Source organism: Methylocaldum sp., from assembly GCF_039794385.1.
In the GTDB taxonomy this organism is placed as follows: domain Bacteria; phylum Pseudomonadota; class Gammaproteobacteria; order Methylococcales; family Methylococcaceae; genus Methylocaldum.
In genome coordinates, this window is the sequence record NZ_JBDIVO010000008.1 from 1 (window position 1) to 14,512 (window position 14,512).

Here is a 14,512-nt window from a genome sequence, read left to right on the forward strand (position 1 = left end):
GTAGCTGTCGATCGCGATACGCTCGGCTATCAGATCCTCCTTGATCATATCGATCAGCGACTCGCCCTCCACGTATTCGGAATGGCTTTTCGATTGCAATCCTTCCGGCGCCAAATCGGGCTCTCCGCCCAACTGCACGATGCGTTGGGCAATGCTGTCCGCGTGCATCTGTTCCTCGTTGGCGTGCTCCAGGAACTCTTGGGCGACGCTTTGCGCATTGATGCCGGTCGCCATGAAATAGTGGCGCTTGTAACGGAGCACGCATACGATTTCCGTGGCCAGTGCTTCGTTGAGCAGTCGGATCACAACCTCTCGGTCGGCCTTGTATCCCGGAGTCACCGCGCCCTGCTCGATGTGCTGCCTTGCGCGTTCTCTTAACGTTTTGACGTCGGTCAAAAACGGTCGATCTCCCATAGCCGAATCTCCTTACTGGTGATGGACATCTTGCTGTCGACGCTTGGCAGGTCTTGACCCGCTATTCGTTAAGACAGCTGATCCTGCAAAAAAGTCGAGCCAGTATCGAAGAGATGACGCCGGAATTGAGGGATCATCCTGCAAAAAGCCGAGAACTTCGGGTAACCGGCGCCAAGCTGCCGAGTCGTTGCCGGTATCCGGCCTTCAAGCCTCCAAGTGCTTGTACCTAAGCATTTTTTCACTATAATGTTTCCCTTCTTTTTGGGGCAGTCTTGCGACTGCCTTTTTATTTTGGGGAAGACGAGTGATGACCAGTCAGGTAATGCCGACTTATGCCCGGTTGCCGATAACGTTCGACCGGGGCGAGGGTGCATGGCTTTGGGACACGGAGGGCAAGCGCTATCTGGACGCCATTTCAGGGGTGGCAGTATGCAGCCTGGGTCATGCCCATCCAGCCGTTTCCCGTGCGATCTGCGAACAGGCGGGCAAATTGCTGCACACTTCGAACATTTACCGCATCGAGCTGCAAGAAGAGCTCGCCGGCGAACTGTGCCGCCTGAGCGGACTGGATAACGCCTTTTTCTGCAATTCCGGCGCCGAGGCGAACGAAGCGGCCATCAAGATCGCCCGCCGTTACGGGCATCATCGCGGCATCGATCGGCCCGCCGTGATCGTCATGGAGGGCAGCTTTCACGGCCGCACGCTCGCGACCTTGAGCGCCACCGGCAATCCCAAGGTGCAGGAGGGTTTCGAACCCCTGGTCGAAGGCTTCGTGCGAGTGCCGTACGGCAGCGTCGCGGCTGTCGAGGCCGTGGCCAACCCCAATGTCGTGGCGGTCCTGGTGGAACCGGTGCAGGGCGAGGGCGGCGTACGCGTTCCGGCTGACGATTTCCTGCCCGGCCTTCGCCGCATCTGCGACCGGCGCGGTTGGCTCTTGATGCTGGACGAGGTCCAGACCGGTATCGGCCGGACCGGCAAATGGTTCGCCTTCCAGCACCACGGCATCATGCCCGATGTCATGACCCTGGCCAAAGCCTTGGGCAACGGCGTACCGATCGGTGCCTGCCTCGCCAGAGGAATTGCGGCGGACATGTTGACCGCCGGCAAGCACGCGTCCACCTTCGGCGGCAATCCCCTGGCATGTAGCGCCGCACTGGCCGTATTGCGGACGATCTCCGAAAACCGCTTGGTGGAGCGTGCGGGAGAACTCGGCGAGCGTTTGTTGATCGGGATTCGCGACAAGCTGGCCGGCAATCCTCGTGTCGTGGATATCCGCGGGAAAGGGCTGATGATCGGCATCGAGCTCGATACCCCTTGCATCGATCTGGTCGCTCAGGCGCTGAGCCGCGGGTTTTTGATCAATGTTACGGCGGACCGAACGATACGCTTGTTGCCGCCGTTCGTTTTGAACGACGATGAAGAGAAGCTGTTAATCGAAGGGATCTCTGCTCTGGTCGCCGACTACACGGCCCATGGGGTCGGAGAACGCGTATGAAACCACGTCATTTGATTACTCTTTTGGATTTGAGCAGCGAGGAGTTCCGCGCGCTCATCCGACGGGCCATCGAGCTCAAGCACATGAAGAGCCCATACGAGCCGCTGAGAAACAAAGTGCTCGGGATGATGTTCGAGAAGTCCTCCACCCGCACCCGATTGTCGTTCGAGGTCGGCATGGTGCAGTTCGGCGGTGCCGCGATCTTTCTGTCGCCGCGGGATACCCAGTTGGGACGGGGCGAACCCATCGAAGACTCCGCCCGCGTCGTTTCGCGCATGGTCGATGGGGTCATGCTGCGTACCCATGCCCACGAAACGGTGGAAACTTTCGCGGCCTATTCGCGGGTGCCGGTCATCAACGGTCTCACGGATAGATTCCATCCGTGTCAGCTGCTCGCCGACATGCAGACCTATTTCGAGCACCGCGGCGACATTGCCGGCAAGACGGTGGCCTGGATCGGCGACGGCAACAATATGTGCCAGACCTATATTCACGCGGCAGGATTGCTCGATTTCAAGCTCCGGATTGCTTGCCCCGCAGGTTACGAGCCGGAATCGGCATTGATCGAATGGGCCGGCGATCGCGTGGAACTGCTGAGCGATCCGTCGGACGCAGCGCGCGGAGCGGATTTGGTGGTGACGGATGTTTGGGCAAGCATGGGGCAGGAATCCGAACAGGCGCAGCGCAGGAATGCCTTCCAAGGCTACCAAGTCGATTCGACTCTGATGGAACTGGCGGCTTCGGAGGCGCTATTCATGCATTGTCTCCCGGCCCATCGCGGCGAGGAGGTCAGCGCCGAAGTGCTGGAAGGCCCGCAAAGCGTGGTCTGGGACGAGGCCGAGAACCGCTTGCATTCGCAAAAGGCGTTGCTGGAATTGCTGCTGGTAAAAAACTGACTTTTTATCCGGGACGCGGCGGCCGACACTGCGCCGCCGCCCGCGTTCAACGGAGGAGATGCCGCACCGCTTCGCGTTCGGCCAACAGCTCGGCTTCGGTTATCTTGAGTTTCTCCCGGCTGAACTCGCCGGTTTCCAAATTTTGTACGATCCGGTACTGTGCGTCCTCGATTTCGACCGGGTAGGAAAACATGAGGCCCGGTGCGATACCGTAACTGCCGTCGCTGAGGATAGTCATACTGGTCCAGTCCCCAGTCGGCGTGCCGAACAGCCAATTCCGCATATGGTCTAGCGCTGCGTTGGCGGCGGAAGCGGCACTCGATTTTCCGCGTGTTTGAATCACCACCGCGCCGCGGTTCTGTACGGTCGGAATGAACTCCTTTTCGTACCAATCCCATTCGACCCTGTCGAGCGCCGGCTTTCCCTGAACCAGTGCATGATGCAAGTCCGGGTACTGCGTGGTCGAATGATTGCCCCAGATGATCACTTTCCGAATATCGCTCACCGAGCAACCGCAATGCAGGGCTAACTGGCTTACCGCCCGATTGTGGTCGAGCCGGGTCATGGCGGAAAAATTTTCCGGCGGAAGATCGGGGGCATTGTGCTGGGTGATCAAGGCATTGGTGTTGGCGGGATTGCCGACCACCAGCGTTTTGACGCTGCGTTTGGCGGCGGCATTGAGCGCCCGGCCCTGGATGGCGAAGATGTCCGCATTCACCCTCAAGAGATCCTTGCGCTCCATGCCGGGCCCCCGCGGTTTCGCGCCGATCAAGAAGGCGAGATCGGCATTTTCGAACGCCACATAAGGATCATCGGATACGATCACATCGTGGAGTAAGGGCGCGGCGCAATCGATGAGTTCCATCCTTACGCCGTCCAATCCGACGATGGCCTCCGGAATCTCGAGCAAATGCAATACGATGGGTTGATCGTCGCCCAGCAAGTCCCCTGCAATCAGCCGAAACAGCAATGCATAACTAATTTGCCCCGCCGCTCCCGTAACGGCGATATGCGCAGGCGTTTTCATGTGAATACCCTTTTTATAGTTGAGCATCGAGCCGCGGCACGAAGGCCGATAAGCATCTCCCTGCTTGAAAACCTCTCAGACATTAGACAGGGATGCGGCGCGATTCGCCATTCCATTCTATCCATCGGCACTGCTCCGAATACCATTACGAGTCGGCAAACATTTTTCCTATCGTGTGCTGGATTTGTGGACGCGGCTACGGTCCCTGCAACGCCGAACGGATTGCTCATCCTAACGGAGGAAAGTACCGCCTGGCGCAAAAGCTCGCGTGACGGAACTTTCAGCCGACCGTGAAGCCTTTTTCGGTGATTGCCTGCTTAACCGAGGCCAGGTCGGTTCTTGTTTCGTCGTAATCGATTTCGACCGTGCTGGCCGTGTGGGAAGCCTTGGCTGATGAAACGCCGACACAGGATTTAACGGCGTCCTGGACCTGATTTTCGCAGCCGCCGCACTTCATGCCCGTTACCTTCAAGACAATTTTAGCCATTGGTCATACTCAATCTGTGAAATCTGTGATTTTCGACACGGACTCGCGGGCCAGCCGCGATTGTGATCTCGCCAGTGCGACATCGTCTGAACTAAAAGCCGGTGGATTGCGCCGAAGTTCAAACAGGGCAATGCCGCTTCTAAAGCAGGCTTTGAACTTGATGCCATGTCCGGACGCCCAAGAATTATAAGTCTTGGCGTTGGAGCGAACCAGACATTCAATACCGGCTCGAATGGCATTTGAAGCAATAGTCCGTTTGACAGCCGATGTCCGATCGCTCGATGATTCGATATCGCTAGACATTATTTATTTGTGACTCCGAACAGCCAAAAAATTCCGCGTAGTTTTTAAGGGCCGTTAATAATCGCCGACTTTGTCTCGGACGCCCGTCTGATATCGCAGGACCGGATTACAGCATGAAAACACAACACGCCGCGCTCCTTACCGATCTTTATCAGCTTACCATGCTGCAGGCCTATCATCGGGAGGGCATGTCCGGCACCGCGACCTTCGAACTGTTCGTACGGAAGGTTCCGCCGAACCGAAATTTTCTGATTGCCGCCGGGCTGGAACAGCTTGTCGAATTCCTGGAAGACTTCGAGTTTTCCGACGAGGAGTGCGAGTGGCTCGGTACTTTGGATTACTTTACGCCCGAGTTTATCGACCATTTGTCCAAGCTTCGCTTCACCGGGGATGTTTATGCCATCCCGGAAGGAACGGTCTTTTTTCAGAACGAGCCGATCGTTCGGGTAACGGCGCCGATTGCCGAGGCCCAGATCATCGAGACCCGTTTGATCAATATCGTTCAGCTCCAGACCATGATCGCTTCGAAAGCGGCTAGATCGGCGCTCGCCGCGCCGGGAAAGCTTTTGGTGGATTTCGGACTGCGCCGCGCCCACGGCGCCGAGGCCGGTCTGATGGCCGCCCGAGCCGCTTATCTGGCCGGTTTCGACGGTACGTCGAATGTTCTGGCCGGAAAATTATTCGACATTCCGGTTTACGGCACCATGGCCCATTCCTACATCATGGCGCATGACGACGAGGTCGAAGCATTCGAGCGGTTTGCGGAAAGCCTGCCGGGCAACGTGCTGCTTCTGATCGATACCTACGACACGCTGGAAGCCGCCCGAAAAGTGGTTGCTTTGGCTCCCAGGCTGGCCGAAAGAAACATCCCCATAAAAGGGGTGCGTTTAGACAGCGGCGATATGGCGGAACTGGCTAAGGGGGTACGGTCGATTCTGGATGAGGGCGGGCTCACGGAGTGCAGCATTTTCGCCAGCGGCGATCTGGACGAGCACGAACTCCTGAGGATGCTCGAGGCAGGCGCTCCTATCGATGGATTCGGAGTCGGAACGCGTTTGACGACGTCCCAGGATATGCCGTACTTGAACTGCGCCTACAAGTTGCAGGAATATGCGGGGCGTCCCAGACGCAAGCGATCGAAAGGCAAGGAGAATTGGCCTGGGCGCAAGCAGGTGTACCGCCGTTACGACGATGAAGGCCACATGCTGCACGATGTGATGGCCGAGGAAAGCGAGTCTCAGATCGAAGGCGAACCGCTGCTTCGCCAGGTAATGGCCAAAGGCAAGCGCGTCGGTGCACAGGAGACGCTCGCTGTCATGCGGGAGCGGCTACGGGGACAATTGCAGCAATTGCCGCCCGCCCTGAAAGCCATCGAAGATGGCGCGGCGTACACCGTTCTGATTTCCGATGGTCTGCAGCGTTTGGTGGAACGGATGGATAGCGCGGGTCTTTGAACGGGGTTGTTCGGTTTGCGTCAGCCAGGCTCACCGGCCCAATGGCCCACGGTTAATCTCGCGCCTCGGGACGGCGAATTGTATTTCGTCGAAGATTTCGTTTCTCGCCCGGAAGCGGATGCGCTTCATATCCTTTTGCGGCGGGATTTGGCTTGGCAGGAAGAAGACATCACGGTTTTCGGCAGGCGGGTGAGGGTACCGCAGTTGGTGTGCTGGTACGGGGACGCGGGCGCGGCTTACCGCTACTCCGGCGTGAGCCATGAACCGCTGCCTTGGAACGAAACCTTGTCGATGCTGAAGGACCGCGTTGAAAGGTTTTGCGGGCGGCGGTTCAACAGCGTGCTCGGCAATCTCTATCGAGACGGCCGGGACTCGATGGGCTGGCATGCCGACAAGGAGAAAGAGCTCGGATCGAACCCGTTCATCGCCTCTTTGAGTTTTGGCGCCGAACGGCTGTTCAGGCTTCGCCACAACAAGACCGGAGAAACCTTGGAAATCGTCTTGACCCACGGCAGTCTGCTGCTCATGGGCGGGCGTTTGCAGCATGGGTGGCGACATTCCGTGCCGAAAGCGCGGGAGCCTAAGACCGAACGCATTAATTTGACTTTCAGAACCATTTTTTCCTGAGTTGAGGAGTTCGATCCATGGGCGATGTCGTTAATTTCCGGCGGCCGAAGGCCTCGGAAAAGCACGCCGGCAAGACATTGTGCCGGAGCGGTTTTCACAAATGGATAGTGGTGCGGGAAAAGCCCTTTGACGTCAAGCAGGGCAAGCTGATTACCGTTTATCGGTGCGAACGCTGCGGCACCACGAAGAACGAGTCACGCTGATCAAGCCAAGTTTAGGGCTACGTCGAGTTTCTCCGTCGTCTCAAGCCTTGTTAGCCGAAATCGATCGGCGAAACCAACAACTTGTCCACTCGATTCTTGTCCATGTCGACCACTTCGAAACGAAGGTGATTCCATTCGAAATGATCGGCCGCGCGCGGAACGTGACCGAGCTGCAGCATGACGAAGCCGCCTATCGTATGGAAATTGCCCGTGGCCTCGTCGGGTAGTTCCTCCAAGTCGAAGATCTGCTTGAATTTCGCGGTGCTCAGCATTCCGTCCAAAAGCCAGGAACCGTCGTTTCGCTGAATGGCTTCCGGTTCTTCTTCCCCTTCAGCCATAGGAATGTCGCCCACGATGGCTTCCATCACATCCTTGAGCGTGACCAGTCCGGCGACTTCGCCGTATTCGTCCACGACTAAAGCCATGGGCGTTTTCGAGCGCTTGAACTCCTCCAACAGTTGCATGGGATTGAGGGATTTCGGCACGTAGCGTGGCGTTTTGATCAGTCGGCCCAGGTCGATGGAATCGCCGAGGAGGGCTTTGGTCAGCAGATCCTTGGCCTGGACGAATCCTATGACGTTGTCGAGCCCGTCTTTGCAGACGGGGATTCTCGAATAGGGGCTGTCGATGATCTTTCGGCGGTTTTCCTCGAATGAATCCTTGATGTCCAGGTAATAGATATCCATCCGAGGCGTCATGATCGCCCCGACGCGAAGCACATCCAGGCGCAGGACGTTCGAAACCATCTCCTGTTCGGATTTATCGAACACGCCGGCTGCGGTGCCCTGATCGATCATGATCCTGATTTCCTTTTCGGTGATCAGCGGCTCCTCGGGCTGTCGCGCTCTAAACAGCCGCAGAATGAAGTCGGTCGATAGGCTCAGAATCTTGACCAGAGGATACGCCACCAGCGAAATGAAATTCATCGGCCGGGCGATAACCATGGCGATTTTCTCCGGCTTTTGCAGCGCTAGCCGCTTCGGAACCAGCTCGCCGATGATCAGAGAAAAGTAAGTAATCCCGATGACCACCACGGCCAGCGATAGACCGCGGCTGTAAGGCGCAATTTCCGGAAACTGTTCGAGATATTCGGCTAGTTCGCCGGAAATGGCGGCTTCACCGAAAGCGCCCATGAGAATCCCGATCAAGGTGATGCCGACCTGAATCGTGGAAAGGAAATGAGAAGGTTCGTTGGCTAACTGGAGGGCGGCTTTAGCGCCGAAATGGCCTTCTTGGGCGGACTGTTGCAGGCGGATTTTCCGGGCGGAGACTATGGCCATTTCCGACATGGCGAATACGCCATTCAACAGAAAAAGAAAGACCAATATGAGAATTTCCATCAAAAGATAGCGGTTGTTTATCCGGTAAGCTAGAGTAGCGAATAAGAAAGGGCGATGCAAAAATGGTGTTTTGAAGCGCCGACAGTTGAAGAAGGGGAAAAGAAAACCGAAGGAGACATCTTGCGAACCCCACGCCATGTTGCCGATACGGCTTTCTCTTGCAACACTTTGACATGGGTTGTTGTCGAATGTTGCACGACCTATGGAAGGCAGCAGCTCGTCGCAAAGCCGTTGAAAAATGTCGTTAACGGTCTTATTTCAGAAACCGGCATGTCCGGCTTTGTTCTCTCTAGCGTGCCTGATATGTGAATCCAAGTTTGCGTTTATAAAGGAGGAAATGCTATGACCGACAAGCGAGAGAGTCAGACCAAAAAGTCCACCGGCAAAGAAGTGACGCAGCCGCAAGCGGGGCAATTCCTAAGCCCCTTGGACGAGCTCGAGCAATGGTTCGACGAGGTGCGGCGCAACTGGATGCAACCGTTCTTTTTTGGACGGGGCTGGCCGGAAAGAGAGTCCGTCTTCGGCGGGCGCGTGCCTAGAGTGGATGTGATCGACCGCGAACCGGAGTTGCTGGTCCGTGCGGAGTTGCCGGGGGTCAGCAAGGAAAACCTCGATGTCTCGCTGCAGGACAATACACTCAGCATTCGAGCCACGACCCGACGCGAGGAAGAGGAGGAAAAAGGCCAGTTCTACCGGCGCGAGCTGAGTCGGGGCGAATTTCAGCGGACCATCCGCCTGCCTTGCCCGGTGGAAGGGGATAAGGTCAAGGCGAATTTCAAAGATGGCGTGCTCGAGTTGACCATTCCCAAGGTGGCCACCTCCAAGCGTAAAAGCATTAAAGTCGAATAACCCATGAGGGGCCGTGGGACATGCCCCACGGCCTTTTTTATGGGCTGGACCAGCGCTGATGCGATCACCGTTTTCACCTCTCTACTTTTTGTTCTTTTTGGGCTTGCTGCTGTGGATTATCTTCAGTATCAAGCTGGGGCTGATTACCCTAACTTTCCAGAAACTCGGTTTGAATCCGGAATCGGCGCTGACGCTGTTGATTACCTCCTTGCTCGGCAGCGCCATCAATCTGCCTTTGTTTACGCTGCGGGTATCCGCCGCGCCACCGCCGATTGAAAGAATAGGATACGGCTTGCTGCGCCGGCCGCCGGTGCCTTTTACCGGCCGCACTCAAGTCGCGGTAAACGTGGGCGGCTGTTTGGTGCCGGTGCTGTTCTCGCTGTACCTGGTCAACAGCTACAGTGTTCCGCCTTTGCAAATTATTGCGGCTACGGCTTTTGTCGCTTCGGTCAGCTACTTCATGAGCCGGCCCATTCCGGGCGTCGGCATCGGCATGCCGGTCTTGGTCGCTCCGCTCGCGGCGGCTCTGGCCGCCATTTTCCTGGGAGAGGAATATCGGGCTCCTCTCGCCTATATCTCGGGATCGTTGGGGGTCTTGATCGGTGCCGATCTCTTGCGCCTGAAGGATATTCGCCGAATGGCGGCTCCGATTGCATCCATCGGAGGCGCCGGCACTTTCGACGGCATTTTCATAACCGGCCTGGTGGCAGTGCTCTTGAGCTGAAGCGGCGACATTCTCGAATTGCGGTACCGGTTTTGGGCGGCCGATTACGGTGACAATGCTGACTCTTAAACTTCTATTCCTGCTAATGGCCGCTAACGGCGTTCCCATACTGATCAACAAGGGACTGGGCGAGCGTTTGGCATGGCCTATAGACGGCGGCGCGCATTTCGTCGACCGGCGGCCGCTGTTTGGCTCGTCCAAGACCTGGAGAGGGTTCATTGCTGCGATTCCGGTTACCGGACTGGCCGCCGCGGGGGTAGGATTTCCCTTCGAGCTGGGTCTTTGCATCGGCGCCACGGCGATGCTGGGCGATCTCTTTTCCAGCTTCATCAAGAGGCGTCTTGGTGTTCCGGCCAGTGGCATGGCATTAGGACTGGATCAAATTCCGGAGTCTTTGTTCCCTTTACTTGCCGTGCGTGTCGAGCTGGGTTTGGAGCTTATCCATGTGGCCGGTCTCGTCGCCGGCTTTACATTCCTGGAACTCGTGGTCTCGCGTATCCTTTTCCAGCTCCGGATACGCGAGCAGCCCTACTAGGTCGAGCGCAACTGATGCAGGGTTATCTCGGGCGGGCAGTTCAAACGCACATCCACGATGCTGACACCGCTGCCGGCTGATGTGTAACCCTGCAAGGAGTGGTAACGCCATGGTCCGTTGCAGAACGCTCTAGGGGCGTTTGCGTTGAGAATGATGGGAATGCCTCCGGGCAGGCAAATCTGGCCGCCGTGCGTGTGGCCGCTCAGCATCACGTCGAAATTGGCATAGGCCGCGTGCCGATACATCTCCGGCGAGTGCGAAAGCAGAATGGAAACCGACTCCTGTGGAATTTGATCGGTGGCTTTCTCGATGTTGTCGGCGCGGTAGTAGTGAGGGTCGTCGATGCCGGCGAGATAGATGGTCGCATCGCCGCGAGTTAGGGCGATAGACTCGTTCAACAGCATGTGGATTCCCAGGTTTTCCAGCCCAGGCGACATGCGGATGGTGTCATGATTGCCCAGGACGCCGTAGACCGGCCCCTTCAGAAACGGACGAACCTTTTGCATGGCCGTCAGCGTCGGTTCGTACGGACCATAGGTTTGTGCACGAAAATCGCCGGTCAGAACGCAGATGTCGTAGCCATCGACCCGGTTTACGGCGTCGATGAGCGTGTCGGGAATATCCTCCGAGATGTCCAGATGAAGATCGGTAATGTGCAGCAGAGTAAAACCGTCGAACGCCCGCGGGAGCCGTTCGAGCTTGATCTCGTTATGACGGATTTGGATGGTTCGGGCATTTTCGCGGCCTCGGTTGTGCAGCCACAAGAGTCGCAGGATATGGCGCATCAAGCCATGAACGGAATACCAATTTTCGATATGGAATAAAGTGCGTCCCTGGCCGAACACGCGAGCCTCGAAATCATGCTCTATGCCCAGTCTTTGGTTGAGGTGGCAGCGCCCCACCCGCCTTTCCAACCTTCGATAGGTCTCTGAATCGATGGGCGGACAACGGAGGTGGCCGAGGGGAATGGATTCTGACGCGAGCGCCGCGTCTCCGGCCGCCTTCAGCGGCGGAAAGGGAAAGCGCTGGCCCGGTGGCGTGGGCTGCATTCGCGTCAAGGCATCACATGATTCAAAAGCTTGGCCAGCTTGCCCACCGCATCGTACACGACCGGAACGGCATCGCCTATGCGGGACGGCTCCTTGACGGCTCTTTCGACCCGAGCCGCCGCTTGGTTCATGGCCTGAACCGCCTGCTGGTAAACCGGTGACGAGCTGCTGATGGTGATATTGACAAGGTCGATTTTCTGCTGAAACAGTTGATCAAGCAGTTCGTCCACCTGATCGGCTTCGGGCAGCTTTTTTTCGCTCAGGGTTTCCAAGGCGCGAATCGTGCGTTGCAGGTTCTGAATAAGACTTTCCATTTTTTTACACCTTCACGAGCGATTGTTTACAAACATTGAACGAAATCACGCGGAGTTCGTCCAGAGCTTGTTGTATTCATTCTCTTGCCATATTCGTGTTAACTATTTTCGCTTAATCCGCCTCAATAAAAAAATACGCTAACAGAGCTTTCCATGAACATTGCAGCGATACAACAGGCTCTACGAGAGTTTGCCCGTGACAGAGACTGGGACCAATTCCACAGTCCGAAAAATCTCGCGATTGCGCTTTCCGTGGAGGCGGCGGAACTGCTGGAGCGTTTTCAATGGCTTAAGGATGATGAATCGCATCGTCTGGCCGAAAATCCCGAAGATTATCGCGCAGTGCGGGAGGAGATCGCCGACGTTCTGATTTATCTGCTGCGGCTGGCCGACCTCATGAGTATCGATTTGGAGGAGGCCGTGCAGGAAAAGATGCGGAAGAACGCTGAAAAGTATCCTGTCGAATTGGCCAAGGGAAACGCGGTGAAATACAATCGGCGCGACCAATAATCCCTCGCGGAGAACGGGTCTGTCATTTTTCGCCATTCGTTGCAGTCTGTGATGACAAAAACTTTACGCAATCAAGTGATCGCTTTGGCCGGCCTGTCCCAGGCGGTTTACCTCGTGCAGCACATCGCCAAGCGGGGAACGGCCGATCGCGAGGACATGGCGGCCAGCATCGGCAGCGTGCTCAAGATCGACTCGGGGGACGTGGTGGATGTTTACGGCGGTCTCCACTGCGTTATGACGGGGCTCAGGCAAATCGAAAAACAGTTGGGCGGTCCCGATGTCGTGGATCCGGAGCAGGCGCGCTACGCCTCGACGCTTATTTTTCTCGAGCGCAAGCTGATGAAGCAGCCCCGCATGCTCGAGGCCATTCGTGCAGGCATGGAAAAAGCCGCCGCCATTGCCGAAGAGCGGGGTGTTCTGGATGAGGAAGTGCTCGCAACGCTTGCCGAAACCTATCATCAGACCGTCAGCCAACTGAAGCCGCGGGTGATGGTGGCGGGCGAGCAGATGTATCTGTCCGATCCGGAGAATGGCAACAGAATCCGTGCGCTCTTGCTGGCCGGTATCCGCTCGGTGGTGCTGTGGCGAAAGTGCGGCGGCAGCCGATGGAAACTGCTGTTCCTTCGTCCGAAGCTGCAAAAGGAAGCGCAGCAGTTGCTCGAGTCGCTCAGTCGTACTTGAGATACCTGAAGCGCGGATCGTCCGGTGTGCCTTCCAGGATGCCGCCGGTTTCCGCGCCAGGCTGCCATTGCACGACCTCCTCGATCTTTTTCGCCAGAGCGAAATCCTTGTCCGTTACGCCTTTTGCCGTGTGAGTCATCAGCTTGACGATGACGAACGCATAAGACACGGTCAGATCGGGATGATGCCAGGCGGCCTCCGCGAGATGTCCGACCGTATTCACCACCATCAGGGTGGCTTTCCAGCTGTGGGTTCGGAATTTTCGGCGTATCCAGCCGTTTTCGTAATACCAATGCGGAAGCTCCTGCTTCAGGCGCTCTTCGATTTCTTCCTGGGAATAGGCCTTTTCTTCTTTTTTGGTCATGGTGAATACCTCCGGGCACGAGTGCTGACCAGTGACCCAGCTTGTGGTTCCCGAAACCTATTGTCAAGGCTCATACGGGTTCTGAGCAGTAGCATCAGCGCCATCATCCCCGTTGCATTGACCCGGTCATCGGCGAGATTTAACCTTGGCCTATCGATCTCTCGGAAACCGCTGGCTTTCTGCTGATCCGGAGCTCCGCGAGGGGAAGGAGAATACGATGGGTACACAAGGTCGAATTTTGGTGACCGGCGCGCTCGGCCAAATCGGTTCGGAGCTGATTCCGGCGTTGCGGACCCGATACGGAGACGGCCTCGTGGTGGCGGCCGATATTCGCATGCCCCCCGCCGGCGCGGGCGAAAGCGATAGCCTGTTCGAGCATCTCGACTGTACCCAGTTGCGCCAGATTCAGGACGTGGTGCGCCGTTACCGGATCGAGACCATTTATCATCTGGCGGCACTTCTTTCCGCCGTAGCCGAAGATCGGCCTCAGGTGGCCTGGAACGTCAATATGGGCGGTTTGTATCGTATGCTGGAAGTCGCCCGCCAGTACCGATGCGCCGTATTCTTTCCGAGTTCGATCGGCGCTTTCGGACCGACCACGCCGCGCGAAGACACGCCTCAAGACACCATCCAGCGTCCGACGACGATTTACGGCATCACCAAGCTTACCGGCGAATTGCTCTGCGACTACTATTTTCGCCGGTTCGGCGTCGATACCCGAGGCCTGCGCCTGCCGGGGATCATTTCCTATCGGACTCCGCCCGGCGGCGGAACCACCGATTACGCGGTGGAAATCTTCTACCAAGCGATCCGCTATCGTCATTACACCTGTTTTCTCCGGGCCGACACGCGTCTCGACATGATGTACATGCCCGATGCCGTTCGAGCCATGATGATGCTGATGGAAGCCGACGCCGCCGGGCTGAAACACCGCAATGCATTCAATGTGACCGCCATGAGTTTTACCCCTGGCGAATTGGCTGCCGAGATTCGGAAACATATTCCGGAATTTGCGATCGACTATGAGGTGGACCCGGTGCGTCAGGCGATTGCCGACTCCTGGCCCCAATCCCTGGACGACAGCGCGGCACGGACGGAGTGGGGCTGGACGCCACATTACGACATAACGCGTATGACGAGCGACATGCTCGAAAAGATTCGCGCAAAATTGCAGGGTGTATCTGCATAGGGACGGCAGCGGACTGCCTGAACGGATTGGAAAAGCTCCATGGAGCCCGGC

20 protein-coding genes are annotated in these 14,512 nt (G+C 57.0%); 12 read left to right on the top strand and 8 right to left on the bottom strand.

Translation table 11 applies throughout. The annotated features are described in order from the left end of the window. Nucleotides 1-414, bottom strand: a 414-nt coding sequence (locus ABJK70_RS01265) for a ferritin-like domain-containing protein (RefSeq protein ID WP_347257285.1), incomplete at its 3' end; no start/stop codon positions are given. A gap of 307 nt (nt 415-721) precedes the next feature. Here ABJK70_RS01265 and ABJK70_RS01270 point away from each other — a divergent pair. Beyond that, complete coding sequence (locus ABJK70_RS01270; RefSeq protein WP_086134004.1) at nt 722-1,909, top strand: acetylornithine transaminase; 1,188 nt, start codon at nt 722-724, stop codon at nt 1,907-1,909. After that, nucleotides 1,906-2,805 (top strand): ornithine carbamoyltransferase, encoded by a 900-nt coding sequence (gene argF / locus ABJK70_RS01275; RefSeq protein ID WP_077728658.1) that lies wholly within the window; start codon nt 1,906-1,908, stop codon nt 2,803-2,805. Before ABJK70_RS01270 ends, argF begins: the two co-directional genes overlap by 4 nt. Before the next feature lie 46 nt (nt 2,806-2,851). Here the strand turns inward: argF and ABJK70_RS01280 are convergent, their stop codons facing one another. The 3 genes from ABJK70_RS01280 to ABJK70_RS01290 form a co-directional block, all read right to left on the bottom strand. Continuing rightward, complete coding sequence (locus tag ABJK70_RS01280; protein WP_347257286.1) at nt 2,852-3,832, bottom strand: malate dehydrogenase; 981 nt, start codon at nt 3,830-3,832, stop codon at nt 2,852-2,854. Between the two features lie 280 nt (nt 3,833-4,112). Further along, on the bottom strand, nt 4,113-4,319 hold the full coding sequence (locus ABJK70_RS01285) for a heavy-metal-associated domain-containing protein (RefSeq protein ID WP_077728659.1): 207 nt from the start codon (nt 4,317-4,319) through the stop codon (nt 4,113-4,115). 9 nt (nt 4,320-4,328) lie between these two features. Then, a complete protein-coding gene (locus ABJK70_RS01290; RefSeq protein ID WP_347257287.1) occupies nt 4,329-4,622 on the bottom strand; it encodes a hypothetical protein in 294 nt (97 codons plus the stop codon). A gap of 113 nt (nt 4,623-4,735) precedes the next feature. Between ABJK70_RS01290 and ABJK70_RS01295 the strand changes: the two genes are divergently transcribed. The 3 genes from ABJK70_RS01295 to ABJK70_RS01305 are packed head-to-tail and all read left to right on the top strand — an operon-like array spanning nt 4,736 to nt 6,906. Then, nucleotides 4,736-6,076 carry a nicotinate phosphoribosyltransferase gene (locus ABJK70_RS01295; protein ID WP_347257288.1) on the top strand — a complete coding sequence of 447 codons (1,341 nt, stop codon included), beginning with the start codon at nt 4,736-4,738 and terminating at the stop codon, nt 6,074-6,076. Nucleotides 6,077-6,091: 15 nt separating this feature from the next. Then, nucleotides 6,092-6,703, top strand: coding sequence for an alpha-ketoglutarate-dependent dioxygenase AlkB (locus ABJK70_RS01300; RefSeq protein WP_347257289.1), 612 nt, complete (start codon nt 6,092-6,094; stop codon nt 6,701-6,703). Nucleotides 6,704-6,720: 17 nt separating this feature from the next. Continuing rightward, nucleotides 6,721-6,906 carry a hypothetical protein gene (locus ABJK70_RS01305; RefSeq protein ID WP_086134007.1) on the top strand — a complete coding sequence of 62 codons (186 nt, stop codon included), beginning with the start codon at nt 6,721-6,723 and terminating at the stop codon, nt 6,904-6,906. A 50-nt stretch (nt 6,907-6,956) separates the two neighbouring features. On the opposite strand, the gene ABJK70_RS01310 is transcribed toward ABJK70_RS01305, so the two are convergent. After that, complete coding sequence (locus ABJK70_RS01310) at nt 6,957-8,246, bottom strand: hemolysin family protein (RefSeq protein WP_240502395.1); 1,290 nt, start codon at nt 8,244-8,246, stop codon at nt 6,957-6,959. Between the two features lie 54 nt (nt 8,247-8,300). Here ABJK70_RS01310 and ABJK70_RS01315 point away from each other — a divergent pair, with 54 nt between their 5' ends. From ABJK70_RS01315 to ABJK70_RS01330, 4 genes are read left to right on the top strand one after another with little or no spacing between them, the layout of a single operon-like run. Next, nucleotides 8,301-8,555, top strand: coding sequence for a hypothetical protein (locus tag ABJK70_RS01315; protein WP_139841055.1), 255 nt, complete (start codon nt 8,301-8,303; stop codon nt 8,553-8,555). Between the two features lie 33 nt (nt 8,556-8,588). Further along, complete coding sequence (locus ABJK70_RS01320) at nt 8,589-9,095, top strand: Hsp20/alpha crystallin family protein (RefSeq protein ID WP_086134008.1); 507 nt, start codon at nt 8,589-8,591, stop codon at nt 9,093-9,095. Between the two features lie 58 nt (nt 9,096-9,153). Next, nucleotides 9,154-9,819 carry a DUF1614 domain-containing protein gene (locus ABJK70_RS01325; RefSeq protein WP_077728663.1) on the top strand — a complete coding sequence of 222 codons (666 nt, stop codon included), beginning with the start codon at nt 9,154-9,156 and terminating at the stop codon, nt 9,817-9,819. Between the two features lie 55 nt (nt 9,820-9,874). Then, a complete protein-coding gene (locus ABJK70_RS01330) occupies nt 9,875-10,354 on the top strand; it encodes a CDP-archaeol synthase (RefSeq protein ID WP_240506927.1) in 480 nt (159 codons plus the stop codon). On the opposite strand, the gene ABJK70_RS01335 is transcribed toward ABJK70_RS01330, so the two are convergent. Next, complete coding sequence (locus ABJK70_RS01335) at nt 10,351-11,403, bottom strand: metallophosphoesterase (protein WP_133718759.1); 1,053 nt, start codon at nt 11,401-11,403, stop codon at nt 10,351-10,353. The genes ABJK70_RS01330 and ABJK70_RS01335 overlap by 4 nt on opposite strands. A gap of 5 nt (nt 11,404-11,408) precedes the next feature. Next, nucleotides 11,409-11,717: a hypothetical protein gene (locus ABJK70_RS01340; protein WP_077728665.1), complete on the bottom strand. Its 309-nt coding sequence runs from the start codon at nt 11,715-11,717 to the stop codon at nt 11,409-11,411. Between the two features lie 153 nt (nt 11,718-11,870). On the opposite strand from ABJK70_RS01340, the gene ABJK70_RS01345 reads away from it, so the two are divergent. Continuing rightward, nucleotides 11,871-12,227, top strand: a complete 357-nt coding sequence (locus tag ABJK70_RS01345) for a nucleotide pyrophosphohydrolase (RefSeq protein ID WP_086134010.1) — start codon at nt 11,871-11,873, stop codon at nt 12,225-12,227. A 51-nt stretch (nt 12,228-12,278) separates the two neighbouring features. After that, a complete protein-coding gene (gene hflD, locus ABJK70_RS01350) occupies nt 12,279-12,908 on the top strand; it encodes a high frequency lysogenization protein HflD (protein ID WP_156880572.1) in 630 nt (209 codons plus the stop codon). On the opposite strand, the gene ABJK70_RS01355 is transcribed toward hflD, so the two are convergent. Beyond that, nucleotides 12,895-13,272, bottom strand: a complete 378-nt coding sequence (locus tag ABJK70_RS01355; protein ID WP_086134011.1) for a 4a-hydroxytetrahydrobiopterin dehydratase — start codon at nt 13,270-13,272, stop codon at nt 12,895-12,897. The genes hflD and ABJK70_RS01355 overlap by 14 nt on opposite strands. A 217-nt stretch (nt 13,273-13,489) precedes the next feature. Between ABJK70_RS01355 and ABJK70_RS01360 the strand changes: the two genes are divergently transcribed. Continuing rightward, a complete protein-coding gene (locus ABJK70_RS01360; RefSeq protein WP_347257290.1) occupies nt 13,490-14,461 on the top strand; it encodes an L-threonine 3-dehydrogenase in 972 nt (323 codons plus the stop codon). Nucleotides 14,462-14,512: the final 51 nt, after the last annotated feature.

What these genes read in the sequence shown, in the direction of transcription:
- ABJK70_RS01335 (WP_133718759.1), bottom strand. Translation starts at nt 11,403, where the DNA reads ATGCAGCCCACGCCACCGGGCCAGCGCTTTCCCTTTCCGCCGCTGAAG.
- ABJK70_RS01340 (WP_077728665.1), bottom strand. Translation starts at nt 11,717, where the DNA reads ATGGAAAGTCTTATTCAGAACCTGCAACGCACGATTCGCGCCTTGGAA.
- ABJK70_RS01315 (WP_139841055.1), top strand. Translation starts at nt 8,301, where the DNA reads ATGCAAAAATGGTGTTTTGAAGCGCCGACAGTTGAAGAAGGGGAAAAG.
- ABJK70_RS01330 (WP_240506927.1), top strand. Translation starts at nt 9,875, where the DNA reads ATGCTGACTCTTAAACTTCTATTCCTGCTAATGGCCGCTAACGGCGTT.
- ABJK70_RS01360 (WP_347257290.1), top strand. Translation starts at nt 13,490, where the DNA reads ATGGGTACACAAGGTCGAATTTTGGTGACCGGCGCGCTCGGCCAAATC.
- ABJK70_RS01295 (WP_347257288.1), top strand. Translation starts at nt 4,736, where the DNA reads ATGAAAACACAACACGCCGCGCTCCTTACCGATCTTTATCAGCTTACC.
- ABJK70_RS01280 (WP_347257286.1), bottom strand. Translation starts at nt 3,832, where the DNA reads ATGAAAACGCCTGCGCATATCGCCGTTACGGGAGCGGCGGGGCAAATT.
- ABJK70_RS01355 (WP_086134011.1), bottom strand. Translation starts at nt 13,272, where the DNA reads ATGACCAAAAAAGAAGAAAAGGCCTATTCCCAGGAAGAAATCGAAGAG.
- ABJK70_RS01270 (WP_086134004.1), top strand. Translation starts at nt 722, where the DNA reads ATGACCAGTCAGGTAATGCCGACTTATGCCCGGTTGCCGATAACGTTC.
- ABJK70_RS01285 (WP_077728659.1), bottom strand. Translation starts at nt 4,319, where the DNA reads ATGGCTAAAATTGTCTTGAAGGTAACGGGCATGAAGTGCGGCGGCTGC.
- ABJK70_RS01320 (WP_086134008.1), top strand. Translation starts at nt 8,589, where the DNA reads ATGACCGACAAGCGAGAGAGTCAGACCAAAAAGTCCACCGGCAAAGAA.
- hflD (WP_156880572.1), top strand. Translation starts at nt 12,279, where the DNA reads ATGACAAAAACTTTACGCAATCAAGTGATCGCTTTGGCCGGCCTGTCC.
- ABJK70_RS01310 (WP_240502395.1), bottom strand. Translation starts at nt 8,246, where the DNA reads ATGGAAATTCTCATATTGGTCTTTCTTTTTCTGTTGAATGGCGTATTC.
- ABJK70_RS01325 (WP_077728663.1), top strand. Translation starts at nt 9,154, where the DNA reads ATGCGATCACCGTTTTCACCTCTCTACTTTTTGTTCTTTTTGGGCTTG.
- ABJK70_RS01345 (WP_086134010.1), top strand. Translation starts at nt 11,871, where the DNA reads ATGAACATTGCAGCGATACAACAGGCTCTACGAGAGTTTGCCCGTGAC.
- argF (WP_077728658.1), top strand. Translation starts at nt 1,906, where the DNA reads ATGAAACCACGTCATTTGATTACTCTTTTGGATTTGAGCAGCGAGGAG.
- ABJK70_RS01305 (WP_086134007.1), top strand. Translation starts at nt 6,721, where the DNA reads ATGGGCGATGTCGTTAATTTCCGGCGGCCGAAGGCCTCGGAAAAGCAC.
- ABJK70_RS01290 (WP_347257287.1), bottom strand. Translation starts at nt 4,622, where the DNA reads ATGTCTAGCGATATCGAATCATCGAGCGATCGGACATCGGCTGTCAAA.